The organism is Streptomyces sp. NPDC053048, assembly GCF_044547045.1.
In the GTDB taxonomy this organism is placed as follows: Bacteria; Actinomycetota; Actinomycetes; order Streptomycetales; family Streptomycetaceae; genus Streptomyces.
In genome coordinates this window covers 13,058-26,177 of record NZ_JBITZS010000011.1, presented here as the reverse complement: position 1 = coordinate 26,177, position 13,120 = coordinate 13,058, and the positions used below count along the sequence as shown (strand labels likewise).

Below are 13,120 nucleotides of genomic sequence, written 5' to 3'. Positions count from 1 at the left end.
CCCCGCCGAGAAAGCCGAGAGACCGATCCCATGACCAAGCACACGCTCTCCGTCCTGGTGGAGAACACCCCCGGCATCCTCGCCAGAGTCGCCGCGCTGTTCTCCCGTCGGGGCTTCAACATCGACTCCCTCGCCGTCGGGGTGACCGAGCACCCCGACATCTCCCGCATCACGATCGTCGTCAACGTCGAGTCGCTGCCGCTGGAGCAGGTCACCAAGCAGCTCAACAAGCTCGTCAACGTGCTGAAGATCGTCGAGCTGGAGGACAGCGCCGCCATCCAGCGCGAGCTCGTCCTGGTGAAGGTCCGCGCCGACAACGAGACCCGCTCCCAGATCGTCGAGATCGTCCAGCTCTTCCGCGCCAAGACCGTCGACGTCTCCCCGGAGGCCGTCACCATCGAGGCCACCGGCGGCAGCGACAAGCTCGGCGCGATGCTCAAGATGCTGGAGCCGTTCGGCATCAAGGAGCTCGTCCAGTCCGGCACGATCGCCATAGGACGCGGCGCCCGCTCGATCACGGACCGCAGCCTGCGGGCCCTGGACCGCTCGGCCTGACCGGGCCGTTCCGCATACCGACACCCCAAGACCACCCACGGCCCGCCCGTCATACGGTTGGGCCGTAGCACCGGACACACCGGAAACAAGGAGATACCCCACGTGGCTGCCGAGCTCTTCTACGACAACGACGCCGACCTGTCCATCATCCAGGGCCGCAAGGTCGCGGTCCTCGGCTACGGCAGCCAGGGCCACGCCCACGCGCTGTCGCTGCGCGACTCGGGCGTCGACGTCCGCGTGGGCCTGCACGAGGGCTCCAAGTCGAAGCAGAAGGCCGAGGAGCAGGGCCTGCGCGTGGTCACGCCCGCCGAGGCCGCGGCCGAGGCCGACGTCATCATGATCCTGGTCCCGGACCCGATCCAGGCCAAGGTCTACGAGGAGTCCGTCAAGGACCACCTCAAGGACGGCGACGCCCTCTTCTTCGGCCACGGCTTCAACATCCGCTTCGGCTTCATCAAGCCCCCGGCCGGCGTGGACGTCTGCATGGTCGCCCCCAAGGGTCCGGGCCACCTGGTCCGCCGCCAGTACGAGGAGGGCCGCGGCGTCCCGTGCATCGCGGCCGTCGAGCAGGACGCCTCGGGCAACGCCTTCGCGCTGGCCCTCTCGTACGCCAAGGCGATCGGCGGCACCCGGGCCGGCGTCATCAAGACCACCTTCACCGAGGAGACCGAGACCGACCTCTTCGGCGAGCAGGCCGTGCTGTGCGGCGGCGCCTCCGCCCTGGTCAAGGCCGGCTTCGAGACCCTGGTCGAGGCGGGCTACCAGCCGGAGATCGCCTACTTCGAGTGCCTCCACGAGCTGAAGCTGATCGTCGACCTGATGTACGAGGGCGGCCTGGAGAAGATGCGCTGGTCGGTCTCCGAGACCGCCGAGTGGGGCGACTACGTCACCGGCCCCCGCATCGTCACCGACGCCACCAAGGCCGAGATGAAGAAGGTCCTGGGCGAGATCCAGGACGGCACCTTCGCCAACAACTGGATGAAGGAGTACCAGGACGGCCTGCCGAAGTACAACGAGTACAAGAAGGCCGACGAGGACCACCTCCTGGAGACCACCGGCAAGAAGCTGCGCAAGCTGATGAGCTGGGTGGACGACAAGGAGTAGGACACCGGGGGAGCGGCGGCACCGGCCGTGGCACCGGCTCCGGCCGGCGCCGCCGCTCCTTTGTCCACCGTGTCCACGCGCCCACGGGTGACGTTTCCGCATCGGCACAGGCCACGGCCGCGTCCACCGATACACTGCGGAGCACAACGCGTCAGGCTCACAGCGTCGTGCGTCTTCCACGCGGCTGCCCCTTCACCGCCTTCGGCCGTCGGGATCGGCCGTCCGCGAAGGATTAGTGAGGACTCCCCGTGAGCACTGCTGCCTCGTCCCGTAAACCCGTCGTACTCATCGCCGAAGAGCTGTCGCCCGCCACCGTCGACGCTCTGGGCCCCGACTTCGAGATCCGGCACTGCAACGGCGCCGACCGCGCCGCGCTGCTGTCCGCGATCGTCGGCGTCGACGCGATCCTCGTGCGCTCCGCGACCAAGGTCGACGCCGAGGCGATCGCGGCGGCGAAGAAGCTGCGGGTCGTCGCCCGCGCCGGGGTGGGCCTGGACAACGTCGACGTCTCCGCCGCCACCAAGGCCGGCGTGATGGTCGTCAACGCCCCCACCTCCAACATCGTCACCGCCGCCGAGCTCGCCTGCGGCCTGCTGATCGCCACCGCCCGCAACATCCCCCAGGCCAACGCGGCGCTGAAGAACGGCGAGTGGAAGCGCTCGAAGTACACCGGCGTGGAGCTGTCGGAGAAGACCCTCGGCGTGGTGGGCCTGGGCCGCATCGGCGTGCTGGTCGCCCAGCGCATGTCCGCGTTCGGCATGAAGGTCGTCGCCTACGACCCCTATGTCCAGCCCGCGCGCGCCGCGCAGATGGGCGTCAAGCTCCTCACCCTCGACGAGCTGCTGGAGGCGGCGGACTTCATCACCGTCCACCTGCCCAAGACCCCCGAGACCCTCGGCCTGATCGGCGACGAGGCCCTGCACAAGGTCAAGCCGTCCGTGCGCATCGTCAACGCCGCCCGCGGCGGCATCGTGGACGAGGCCGCCCTGGCCACCGCGCTCAAGGAGGGCCGCGTCGCGGGCGCGGGCCTGGACGTCTACGCCTCCGAGCCGTGCACGGACTCCCCGCTCTTCGAGTTCGACAACGTGGTGGCCACCCCGCACCTGGGCGCCTCCACCGGCGAGGCCCAGGAGAAGGCCGGCATCGCCGTCGCCAAGTCGGTGCGGCTGGCGCTGGCCGGCGAGCTGGTCCCGGACGCCGTCAACGTCCAGGGCGGTGTGATCGCCGAGGACGTCAAGCCCGCGCTGCCCCTGGCCGAGAAGCTGGGCCGGATCTTCACCGCGCTGGCGGGCGAGGTGGCCGTCCGCCTCGACGTCGAGGTCTACGGCGAGCTCACCCAGCACGACGTGAAGGTCCTCGAACTCTCCGCGCTCAAGGGCGTCTTCGAGGACGTCGTCGACGAGACCGTCTCCTACGTCAACGCCCCCCTCTTCGCCCAGGAACGCGGCGTCGAGGTCCGCCTGACGACCGGCTCGGAGTCCCCGGACCACCGCAACGTCGTCACCGTCCGCGGCACCCTCGCCGGCGGCGGGGAGGTCGCCATCTCCGGCACCCTGGCCGGTCCCAAGAACCTCCAGAAGATCGTCGCGGTCGGCGACCACGACGTGGACCTCACCCTCGCCGACCATATGGCGTTCCTGCGCTACGCCGACCGCCCCGGCGTCGTCGGCACCCTCGGCCGCATCCTCGGCGAGGCCGGCATCAACATCGCCGGCATGCAGGTCTCCCGCGCCACGGAGGGCGGCGAGGCCCTGGTCGCCCTCACCGTCGACGAATCCGTCCCGGCACCCGTCCTCGCCGAGATCGCGGAGGCGATCGGCGCGACGTCGGCGCGTGCGGTGAACCTGACGGACTGACGTCCGGGTTGGCCGTGTACGGGCCCGGCGCCCCTTCCCGGAAGGGGGCACGCCGGGCCCGGTCGTGCGATGGGCTCGCTATCGCGAGGGCTGCTCGTCCCGGCCGGCCTCGTCCTGCGGGGACCGGTCCGGCGCGACGACGTCCTCGCCCCGGGGGATGGTGATGCCCGGGTCCGCCCCGTAACCGGAGTACTCCTCCACCGTGCGGCTCTCGCCGTTGGACGTCGTGGCCACCTCCTGGGCCTTGACGACGAGGTCGTCCTCGCCGATCCACAGGTCGACCTCGGCCTTCACGTGGTGGGCCCGCTTGCGGGCGCTCGCGAAGTGGTCGCGCACGGCGTCGTTCATGACGTCGCCCTTGTAGTCCTCCATCTCCAACGGCACGACTGTGCCCCGGTAGTGGGTCGTGGCGCGTCCGTTCACGGTCTCCTCGCCGACCTTCTCGAGGTCCTTGGCCGTGGCGAGCGATCCGATCATGTTGGGCAGGTAGCCCTCGGACCGCTTCTCGACCTCCGGGTCGGCGGGCGGCCTGGCGACGCCCGGCAGGTTGCCGGACTTCAGCCATGTGCTGTCGCCGGCCTTCTTGAGGTACTCGGCGTTCGCGTCGCCGACGGTGTGGGCATAGAGGCCCGTCCTGCCCGAACCGGCCTTGTGCCACACCTTCTTCTCGACGAGCTTGGGCTTCCGCTGGAAGGCCAGCTCGGTGCGGGTGCCGTCGACGGTCTGTCCGGTCCGGTAGGAGTTCTGCTGCGTCGTTTTGAGGGCCGCGGCCTTGAGTGCGGCGCGGGGCGTGTGCGTCCCCTCTTCGTCCGCACTACTGCAGCCCGTGAGGCCGAGGACGAGGGTGGCGCCCACGGCCGCCAAGACGCACTTCCGGATCGCTTTCACGGCCTGTTCCGTCCTTGTCGAATCGGTTGGTGTCACCGACCGTATCCGACCGATCATCCGGTTTTTCGGCTGGGCCGTACCGGGCCGACGGTCGCCCGCGTTGCCCACACGGGCCCTCGCCGGTGAACTCGGCGTCGTCAGGGCCGGGTGGCGAGTTGCGGGGTGGTCGGCTCCTCGGTGGTGGAGTGGTTCCGCATGCCGCGGCCCGCTGCCAGGGACAGTGCGGCGCCGAGGATCAGGAGGGCCGCGCCGCCTACGGCCGCGACCGTCATGCCGTGGGTGAACGCCTCGCGGGCCGCCGCCAGGACGCTTCCGCCCGTCGCGTCGGGCAGCCGGGTCGCCGCTCCTGCCGCGCCGCCCAGCGTTTCGCGCACCGCGGCCACGACGTCCCCCGGCAGGCCCGCGGGCATCGACTCCTCGACGTCGCGCCGGTAGACGGCGGTGCCGATCGAGCCGAAGACCGCCATGCCCATGGCGCCGCCGAACTCCTGGCCTGTCTCCAGCAGCGAGGCGGCCGAACCGGCCTTCTCCGGCGGGGCGGTGGCCAGCGCCATGTCCGAGGCCGGGGCCATGACGGAGACGATGCCGCAGGCGATGAGGGCACTGCCCGCCAGGACCGTGACCAGCGAGCCGGTGCCGGACAGGGTCAGCACGCCGTAGCCGGCCGCGGCGACGAGGAAACCGCAGGCGATGACGCGGGCCTTGTCCGCCTTCTGGGCGGCGGCGGTGGCGAACGGGGCGACCGCCGCCACCGCGAGCGAGGGGACGAGCCCCCACAGCGCGGCCTCCATCGGGCTCTTGCCGAGCACGCTCTGCAGGTACTGGGTGGTGAAGAAGGCCGAGCCCATCATGCCGACGGCGGCGAGCGCGTTGAGGCCGACGCCGGTGCCGAAGGCGCGGTGGCGGAACAGCTCGCGGCTGATCATCGCGTGCGGGACGGTGCGCTGCCGGCGGACGAAGAGGCAGCCGACGGCCGCGCCCGCCGCGACGCACAGGCCCATGGGCCGGCTGAACCCGTCGGCCGCGATCTGCTTCAGGCCGTAGATCACCGGAAGCACGGCGCCCATCGACAGCGGCACGCTCAGCAGATCGAACCGGCCGGGCCGCGGGTCCTTGAACTCCGGTACCAGCACGGGCACAAGGACCAGCAGCAGCACCATCGCCGGAACGTTGATCAGGAACACCGAGCCCCACCAGAAGTGCTCCAGCAGCACGCCGCCCACCACCGAGCCGAGCGCGATGCCGCCCGCCATGGCACCCGACCAGATGCCGATCGCCTTGCTGCGCTCCTTGTCGTCCCGGAACAGGTTGCGCACCAGTGCCATGGTCGACGGCATCAGCGTCGCGCCACCGATGCCCAGGACCGCGCGGGCGGCGATCAGCATCTCGGCGCTCTGGGCGTAGGCGGCCGCCACCGACGCCAGGCCGAACGCGGCGGCACCCAGGAGCAGCAGCCTGCGGCGGCCGATGCGGTCGCCGAGCGAGCCCATCGTGATGAGCAGTCCGGCGAGGGCGAAGGCGTAGACGTCGAAGATCCACAGCTGCTGCGTGCCGGTGGCGCCGAGCGACTCGCTGATGGCGGGGACCGCGTAGAAGAGCACGGACACGTCCATCGAGACGAGGAGGAGGGGCAGCAGGAGGACGACGAAGGCCGTCCACTCCCTGCGCCCGGCGAGGGGTGCGCTGGAGTTCGTCATGGCGAGGAATATACGGATGTATTAAACGGCTGTCTAGAACGCTTGTATAGGACGACCGTTTGAGACGTTTGTATGGGACGTTTGTCTGGAACGGGCGTATGGCAGCGCGTTAGGGTGCCACGCATGGGACATCGCGAAGATCTGCTCGAGGGCGCCAGGCGCTGCCTGCTGGAGAAGGGCTGGGTCGGCACCACCGCCCGCGACATCGTCGCGGCCTCCGGCGCCAACCTCGCCTCGATCGGCTACCACTACGGCTCGAAGAACGCGCTGATGATGGAGGCGTTCCTGCAGCTGACCGAGGACTGGGGGCAGGAGGTGGAGCGCTCGCTCGCCACCGGGATCCGCCCCGGCGCCCCGCGGGACGAGCGCATCGCCGCCGTCCTCGACGCCGTCGTCGAGGGCTTCTCGGAGAACCGGCCGTTCTGGCAGGCGCAGCTGGAGGTGATGGGGCAGTTGGACAGACACCCCGAGCTCAAGGAGCGGTTCGCCCAGGCCATGCCCGCCGGCCGGGAGGGCCTGGTCGCCATGTTCGAGGGCGTCGCGGACACCGACGTCCCGGAGGAGGCGTCGCGGACCTCCGGCTCCGTCTACTACTCGCTCTTCATCGGCCTGTGGGTGCAGTGGCTCATCGACCCCGCGCTCGTGCCCAGCGGCGCCGAGGTCGTCGCCGGGCTGCGCCGCGTCGTCGACGGGACGGTGCTGGCGCCCGCGCCCGCGCCCTCGGCGAAATAGCGTTGCGCCGCGGATGGTTGACGGGGCGTACTGGACGCAAGCGGGATGAATTCGCTGTACTGGTTGCCCAAGGACACTAGTCCGACCGCCGGGAGGTCCACATGGCCGTGACCCACTCCCACTCCACCGCCCCGTCCGCCCCCGTCTTTCCACAGGACCGCACCTGCCCCTACCACCCGCCCGCCCAGTACCCCGAGCTGGCCGGCCGCGGGCCCGTGGGGCGCATGACGCTCTACGACGGCCGCGAGGTGTGGGCCGTCACCGGGCACGCCGAGGCCCGCGCCCTGCTGGCCGACCCCCGGCTCTCCGCCGACCGGAAGAATCCTTCCTTCCCCGTACTCCTGGCCCGCGTCGAGGACCAGGCCACCGTCGACGTACCGCTGCTGGGCGTCGACGACCCCGAGCACGCGCGGCAACGCCGCATGCTCATCCCGCGGTTCGGCCTCAAGCGGGTGGCCGCCATGCGACCGGCGATGCAGGCCGTCGTGGACGAGCTCATCGACGCCATGCTCGAGCGGGAGGACGAACGGGCGGGCGGGATCGACCTCGTCTCCGCGTTCGCCCTGCCCGTACCGTCGACGGTCATCTGCCGCATGCTCGGCATCCCCTACGCCGACCACGAGTTCTTCGAGGCCCGCTCCCGCGAGCTGCTGACCTCCGACACCGCCGACGAGGCGCGTGCGGCGCGCGAGGCACTGCGGGACTACCTCGACGAGCTCGTCGACGCCAAACAGCGCGGGGAGAACACCTGCGAGGACGGCCTGCTCGACGAGCTCATCACCGAACGACTCGCCGAAGGCCTCGTCGACCGCGACGAACTCGTCATGATGGCCATGATCCTGCTCGTCGCCGGCCATGAGACCACCGCCAACATGATCTCCCTCGGCACCTACACCCTCCTCGAACACCCCGACCAGCTCGCCGCGTTGCGCGCCGAACCCGCCCTGGTGCCGGGCGCCGTCGAGGAGCTGCTGCGCTTTTTGTCCATCGCCGACGGAATGGTGCGCGTGGCCACCGAGGACATCGACGTGGCCGGCCACACCATCCGGGCCGGCGACGGCGTCCTGCTGCCCACCTCCGTCATCAACCGGGACTCCGCCGCCTACGACCACCCCGACACCCTCGACGTACGGCGCGTCGCCCGCCACCATGTGGCCTTCGGCTACGGAGTCCACCAGTGCCTGGGCCAGAACCTGGCCCGCGCGGAATTGGAGATCGCCCTCACCACACTCTTCGCCCGCATCCCCACGCTGCGCCTGGCCGTCTCACCCGACGAGGTGGCCGTCGGGCCCGGAGGACTCCTCAAGCCCGGCAGCAGCCTGCAAGGTCTCTACGCCCTCCCGGTCACCTGGTGACCGAAGAACGGAGCACGATCATGCACGTCACCATCGACACCGACACCTGCATCGGATCCGGCATGTGCGCTTTGACCGCACCCTCGGTCTTCGACCAGGACGACGACGGCTTCGGCACCGTCCGGCCCGGCAGCGAGGACGGCGCCGGCGACCCGCTCGTCAAGGAGGCGGCACGCGGCTGTCCCGTGCAGGCCATCACACTCGGCGACGGCTGACCGGCCCCGGCTCGCCGGAGAAGCCTACGGCCGGGGGTGCAGCCGGGAGGCCTTGAGCGCCATGTGGAGCAGCAGCCGGTCCTCGCCGTCGTCCAGGTCCAGGCCGGTGAGCTGCTCCACCCGGCCCAGCCGGTAGTAGAGGGTCTGCCGGTGGATGCCCAGGGCCGCCGCCGTGCGGCCCGCCTGGCCCGCGCAGTCGAGGTAGACCTCCGCCGTGCGGGCCAGCTCCGTGTGCGCGTGCTCCAGCAGCGGCAGCACGGCCGGGTCCGCCGCGCGCCCGGCCGGCAGGCCCGTCAGCACCCGGTACGGCCCGATCGCCTCCCACGCGGCCACCGGACCCAGCCGCCGGTCCGCCACCGCCGCCCGCGCGGCGGCCAGGGCCTCGGCCCACGCGTCCGGCAGCTCCGCCAGGCCCCGCCGGGGCGTGCCGATGCCGGCCGCCGCGAGGCCCGGCGCGTCATCGGGGTGCCCGGCGCGGGGCGAGCGCAGCAGCCGGTCGGCGGCCGCCTGGGCCGGGGCGGGGGAGGAGACGGCCCGCAGCCGGATCAGGGCGGCCAGCGCCGCCCCGCCGTCCGGGAGCGCGTCCGGCACCGCGCACATCGCCGCCACCCCCGACTGCGCGGCCAGCGCCGAGCCCGTGCCGTCCGGGCCCTGCTGGTCGTCCCCGTCACCCTCCGCCGCCGGGCGCCAGGGGGCGACGGCCACCACCGCCAGCGGGCCGTCCGCCGCACTGCCCAGGCCGTCGCGCAGGGCGCCGCGCGCCGCCTCCCGGCCGGCCGGACGGGCGGTGAGCAGGTCCCGCAGCAGCTCGCCCAGCTCCGCCCCGGCGCGCGCCTCCGCCGCCAGCAGCGCGCCGATGCGGGCCGCGGTCTCCATGGCCTGGGCCAGCCGGGGATCGGCGAAGGGCACTTTCAGGTCGAGCTCCGCCAGATGCCCGTCGTCCAGCAGCCAGACATAGCCATGCACGATGCCCCGGTGCCGCACCGGCAGGCAGATGCGGCCCTTGAACACGCCCGCCGCCGGGTCCGGCGGGATCCGCAGCGGCGCCTGGGCCCGCGCGATGCCGAACGCCTCGAACCACGCGCGCACCGCCGCCGTCGACCGGCGCTGCAGGATCGACCGGGTGCGCACCGGGTCCATCATCATCTCGAGGTCGTCGTCTCCGCCGTGCACACCGAACGCGATCAGCCCGAAGTCCCGGTCCTCCAGGGTCGCGGGAGCACTGAGGGCCGCCGAGATCTCGTCCACCAGCTGCTGGTACTCGCCACGCATCCGCGTCGTGCTCCCTTCTTCCCATTCGTCGGTCATCATTGTCATACATCTGTCTGAGATCCCGGCCACCGATGCGTGACAGCTGTCGATGGCCGCGAAGTGGCGTGAACCCTACGTTTCACGATGAGTTAGTTATGCCGTCTCCCCAGGTGGGGGCGGCCGTCATCGTGGAGGTGCCCGTGCTCGGCCCTGTGATTCTCGCTGCGTCGCGCAGCGACAAGATGCGCCGATTCGTCTCGGCCGCCCCGGGCACCAAGCAGGTCGTCGACCGCTTCATCGCCGGCGAGACCGTCGACCAGGTCGTCCCGATCGTGCGCGACGCCACCGGCAAGGGGCTCGAGGTCACCCTGGACGTGGTGGGCGAGGACATCACCACCGTCGAGCAGGCCCACGCGGCGCGCGACGCCTACCTGGAGCTGATCGACCGGCTCAAGGAGCTCGAGCTGGGGGAGCGGGCCGAGATGTCGGTCAAGCTGTCCATGTTCGGCCAGGCCCTGGAGGGCGGCCACGAGCTGGCCCTCGCCAACGTCCGCCCCGTCGTCGAGGCCGCCGACGCCATCGGCACCACCGTCACCCTGGACGCCGAGGACCACACCACCCTCGACTCGATGTTCGCCATCCACGAGGAGCTGCGGAAGGACTTCCCGCGCACCGGGTGCGTCATCCAGGCCTACCTCTTCCGCACCGAGGAGGACGCCCGCCGCCTCGCCGCGGCCGGCAGCCGGGTGCGTATCGTGAAGGGTGCGTACAAGGAGCCCGCCTCCGTCGCATACCAGGACAAGGCGGAGATCGACAAGGCGTTCGTCCGCATCATCAAGATCCTCATGGCGGGCTCGGGATACCCGATGATCGGATCGCACGACCCGCGTCTGATCGCCATCACACAGGAGCTGGCCCGGCAGGCGGGACGCAAGCCGGACGAGTACGAGTTCCAGATGCTCTACGGCATCCGCAGCGACGAGCACGTCCGCCTGGCGGCCGAGGGCCACCGGATGCGCGTGTACACGGCGTACGGAACCGACTGGTACGGCTACTTCATGCGCCGCCTGGCCGAGAAGCCCGCCAACCTGCTGTTCTTCGCCCGCTCGATCCTCACCAAGGGCTGAGCCCCCCGACCCCGTCAAGAGCCCCGAAGGAGACACGGAACCCCATGGACGCAGTGACCCAGGTCCCCGCGCCGGTCAACGAGCCGGTGCACAGCTACGCCCCCGGCTCCGCCGAGCGCGCCCGCCTCGAGGCCAAGCTCAAGGAGCTCGCGGCCAACCCGATCGACCTGCCGATGACCATCGGCGGCGAGAAGCGGATGGGCGGCGGCGAGCCGTTCAAGGTCGTCCAGCCGCACAACCACTCGGCCGTCCTCGGCACGTTCAACAACGCCACGCAGCAGGACGCGCAGGACGCGATCGACGCCGCGCTCGCCGCCGCCCCGGCCTGGCGCGCGATGTCCTTCGACGACCGTGCCGCGATCATCCTGCGCGCCGCCGAGCTGCTGGCCGGCCCCTGGCGCGAGACGCTGGCCGCCTCCACCATGCTCGGCCAGTCCAAGACCGCCCAGCAGGCCGAGATCGACACGCCCTGCGAGCTCGTCGACTTCTGGCGCTTCAACGTGCACTTCGCGCGCCAGATCCTCGCCGAGCAGCCGGTCGCCAACTCCGCCGGCGTGTGGAACCGCAGCGACCACCGCCCGCTCGAGGGCTTCGTCTACGCGATCACGCCGTTCAACTTCACCGCCATCGCCGGCAACCTGCCGACCGCCCCCGCCCTGATGGGCAACGTGGTCGTCTGGAAGCCGTCCCCGACCCAGACCCACTCCGCGGTGCTGCTGATGCAGCTGCTGGAGGAGGCGGGCCTGCCCAAGGGCGTCATCAACCTGGTGACCGGCGACGGCATCGCCGTCTCCGAGGTGGCCCTGAACCACCCCGAGCTGGCCGGCATCCACTTCACCGGCTCGACCAAGACCTTCCAGTACCTGTGGAAGACGGTCGGCAACAACATCGAGAAGTACAAGTCCTACCCGCGCCTGGTCGGCGAGACCGGCGGCAAGGACTTCGTCGTGGCCCACCCCAGCGCCGACCCGGCGGTCCTCAAGACCGCCCTGACCCGTGGCTCCTTCGAGTTCCAGGGCCAGAAGTGCTCGGCCTCCTCCCGCGCCTACGTCCCCCGCTCCATCTGGGAGAACGGCTTCAAGGAGGAGTTCGCGGCCGAGGTCGACGGCATCACCATGGGTGACGTCACCGACCTGTCGCACTTCATCGGTGCCGTCATCGACGACCGCGCGTTCGCCAAGAACAAGGCGGCCATCGACCGCGCCAAGGCCGACCCGACCTGCACGATCGTCGCGGGCGGCACGTACGACGACTCGGTGGGCTACTTCGTCCGCCCGACCGTCATCGAGTGCACCGACCCGGAGAACGAGGTCTTCACGACCGAGTACTTCGGCCCGATCCTGGCCGTCCACGTCTACGAGGACGCCGACTTCGACGCGATGCTCGAGCAGATGGAGTCCGTCTCGGCGTACGCCCTGACCGGCTCGGTCATCGCCGGTGACCGTTACGCGGCCGCCGACGCGATGGAGAAGCTCCGCTTCGCCGCGGGCAACTTCTACATCAACGACAAGTCGACCGGCGCCGTCGTCGGCCAGCAGCCCTTCGGCGGCGGCCGCGCCTCCGGCACCAACGACAAGGCCGGTGCCGCGAGCAACCTGCAGCGCTGGGTGTCGACCCGGTCGATCAAGGAGACCCTGGTCCCGCCGACCGACTACTCCTACCCGCACATGGGCTGACCCGCCCTCGGGTGAACCCCGCCGCACCCCGCCCCCGATCGGCCCGCCGGCCGACCGGGGGCGGGGTCGTTCTCCGCGCGGTGCCGTCCTACATGCCGCAGAACGGCGGGATGATGTTGGCGTGGGCGACGTAGCCGCGGGCGCCCTTGGGCAGGCCGCCGCGGCTCTTGGCCTTGAGCTCGACGTAGTCCCAGGAACCCTTCTTGCTCAGGATCCGGATCGGGTCGCCGAAGTAGAGCTGGCCCTTGACGGCGCTGGTCTTGCCGGCCTTGGTGCGCAGCCGGGTGCCGTCGGTGTAGATGGCCGCGTTGTCCGCGTTGCAGGCCTTGGCGGCCGTCACGCGGTGCGCGGCGGCGGGCGTGGCGGCCTGGGCCGGGGCGGCGGCCAGCGCGGCGGTGCCGCCGATGAGCACGGCGCTGAGTGCGAGGGATATGCGTCGCACGGGTGTTCCTCCGGTGGGTGGTTCATGCGTCGCGGCGATTGCCGCGGTGATCACCTTAGGAGCCGCCGGGAGACGGTCCCGTGGCAGGTTTGTCACGTCCCTGTCACGGCATGCGGGTGGTGGCGTGTCTCAGATAGTAGGAAGTCCGAGTAATGGTGCAGACATCCGCGGCCCGGCTGTCCTAGCGTGGAAGCAGCCGAACGTACCGCTCCATCGAGCGAC

The 13,120-nt window shown here is 71.0% G+C and carries 12 protein-coding genes; 8 read left to right on the top strand and 4 right to left on the bottom strand.

What is annotated here, in order from left to right; all coding sequences use genetic code 11:
• Positions 1–30 precede the first annotated feature (30 nt).
• From ilvN to serA, 3 genes are all read left to right on the top strand, one after another.
• Positions 31–555 (top strand): acetolactate synthase small subunit, encoded by a 525-nt coding sequence (gene ilvN / locus ACIG36_RS27805; RefSeq protein ID WP_189451234.1) that lies wholly within the window; start codon positions 31–33, stop codon positions 553–555.
• Between the two features lie 102 nt (positions 556–657).
• On the top strand, positions 658–1,659 hold the full coding sequence (ilvC, locus tag ACIG36_RS27800) for a ketol-acid reductoisomerase (protein ID WP_399933436.1): 1,002 nt from the start codon (positions 658–660) through the stop codon (positions 1,657–1,659).
• 248 nt (positions 1,660–1,907) lie between these two features.
• Positions 1,908–3,515: a phosphoglycerate dehydrogenase gene (gene serA / locus ACIG36_RS27795; RefSeq protein WP_399933433.1), complete on the top strand. Its 1,608-nt coding sequence runs from the start codon at positions 1,908–1,910 to the stop codon at positions 3,513–3,515.
• A gap of 78 nt (positions 3,516–3,593) precedes the next feature.
• Here serA and ACIG36_RS27790 read toward each other — a convergent pair whose 3' ends face one another.
• The gene (locus ACIG36_RS27790; protein ID WP_399933430.1) at positions 3,594–4,403 is read right to left on the bottom strand and encodes a hypothetical protein; all 810 of its coding nucleotides are present in this window, start codon (positions 4,401–4,403) and stop codon (positions 3,594–3,596) included.
• A gap of 137 nt (positions 4,404–4,540) precedes the next feature.
• Positions 4,541–6,100 (bottom strand): MFS transporter, encoded by a 1,560-nt coding sequence (locus ACIG36_RS27785; protein ID WP_399933428.1) that lies wholly within the window; start codon positions 6,098–6,100, stop codon positions 4,541–4,543.
• A 123-nt stretch (positions 6,101–6,223) separates the two neighbouring features.
• On the opposite strand from ACIG36_RS27785, the gene ACIG36_RS27780 reads away from it, so the two are divergent.
• The 3 genes from ACIG36_RS27780 (at position 6,224) to ACIG36_RS27770 (ending at position 8,402) form a co-directional block, all read left to right on the top strand.
• Entirely contained in the window at positions 6,224–6,832 is a 609-nt protein-coding gene (locus ACIG36_RS27780; protein ID WP_399933426.1) for a TetR/AcrR family transcriptional regulator, read from the top strand.
• A gap of 101 nt (positions 6,833–6,933) precedes the next feature.
• On the top strand, positions 6,934–8,187 hold the full coding sequence (locus tag ACIG36_RS27775; RefSeq protein WP_399933424.1) for a cytochrome P450: 1,254 nt from the start codon (positions 6,934–6,936) through the stop codon (positions 8,185–8,187).
• Positions 8,188–8,207: 20 nt separating this feature from the next.
• Positions 8,208–8,402 (top strand): ferredoxin, encoded by a 195-nt coding sequence (locus ACIG36_RS27770; RefSeq protein ID WP_399933421.1) that lies wholly within the window; start codon positions 8,208–8,210, stop codon positions 8,400–8,402.
• A 24-nt stretch (positions 8,403–8,426) separates the two neighbouring features.
• On the opposite strand, the gene ACIG36_RS27765 is transcribed toward ACIG36_RS27770, so the two are convergent.
• Complete coding sequence (locus ACIG36_RS27765) at positions 8,427–9,674, bottom strand: PucR family transcriptional regulator (protein ID WP_399933950.1); 1,248 nt, start codon at positions 9,672–9,674, stop codon at positions 8,427–8,429.
• A gap of 179 nt (positions 9,675–9,853) precedes the next feature.
• Here ACIG36_RS27765 and ACIG36_RS27760 point away from each other — a divergent pair, with 179 nt between their 5' ends.
• Together ACIG36_RS27760 and pruA are read left to right on the top strand one after the other, a co-directional pair.
• A complete protein-coding gene (locus ACIG36_RS27760; protein ID WP_399933947.1) occupies positions 9,854–10,780 on the top strand; it encodes a proline dehydrogenase family protein in 927 nt (308 codons plus the stop codon).
• A gap of 44 nt (positions 10,781–10,824) precedes the next feature.
• The gene (gene pruA / locus ACIG36_RS27755) at positions 10,825–12,456 is read left to right on the top strand and encodes an L-glutamate gamma-semialdehyde dehydrogenase (RefSeq protein WP_399933418.1); all 1,632 of its coding nucleotides are present in this window, start codon (positions 10,825–10,827) and stop codon (positions 12,454–12,456) included.
• An 88-nt stretch (positions 12,457–12,544) separates the two neighbouring features.
• On the opposite strand, the gene ACIG36_RS27750 is transcribed toward pruA, so the two are convergent.
• Positions 12,545–12,898, bottom strand: a complete 354-nt coding sequence (locus ACIG36_RS27750) for an SH3 domain-containing protein (protein ID WP_399933415.1) — start codon at positions 12,896–12,898, stop codon at positions 12,545–12,547.
• Positions 12,899–13,120 lie beyond the last annotated feature (222 nt).

Excerpts from the sequence above, each read along its gene's own strand:
- ilvN (WP_189451234.1), top strand. The coding sequence starts at position 31 with ATGACCAAGCACACGCTCTCCGTCCTGGTGGAGAACACCCCCGGCATC.
- ACIG36_RS27785 (WP_399933428.1), bottom strand. The coding sequence starts at position 6,100 with ATGACGAACTCCAGCGCACCCCTCGCCGGGCGCAGGGAGTGGACGGCC.
- ACIG36_RS27780 (WP_399933426.1), top strand. The coding sequence starts at position 6,224 with ATGGGACATCGCGAAGATCTGCTCGAGGGCGCCAGGCGCTGCCTGCTG.
- ACIG36_RS27775 (WP_399933424.1), top strand. The coding sequence starts at position 6,934 with ATGGCCGTGACCCACTCCCACTCCACCGCCCCGTCCGCCCCCGTCTTT.
- ACIG36_RS27770 (WP_399933421.1), top strand. The coding sequence starts at position 8,208 with ATGCACGTCACCATCGACACCGACACCTGCATCGGATCCGGCATGTGC.
- ACIG36_RS27765 (WP_399933950.1), bottom strand. The coding sequence starts at position 9,674 with ATGCGTGGCGAGTACCAGCAGCTGGTGGACGAGATCTCGGCGGCCCTC.
- pruA (WP_399933418.1), top strand. The coding sequence starts at position 10,825 with ATGGACGCAGTGACCCAGGTCCCCGCGCCGGTCAACGAGCCGGTGCAC.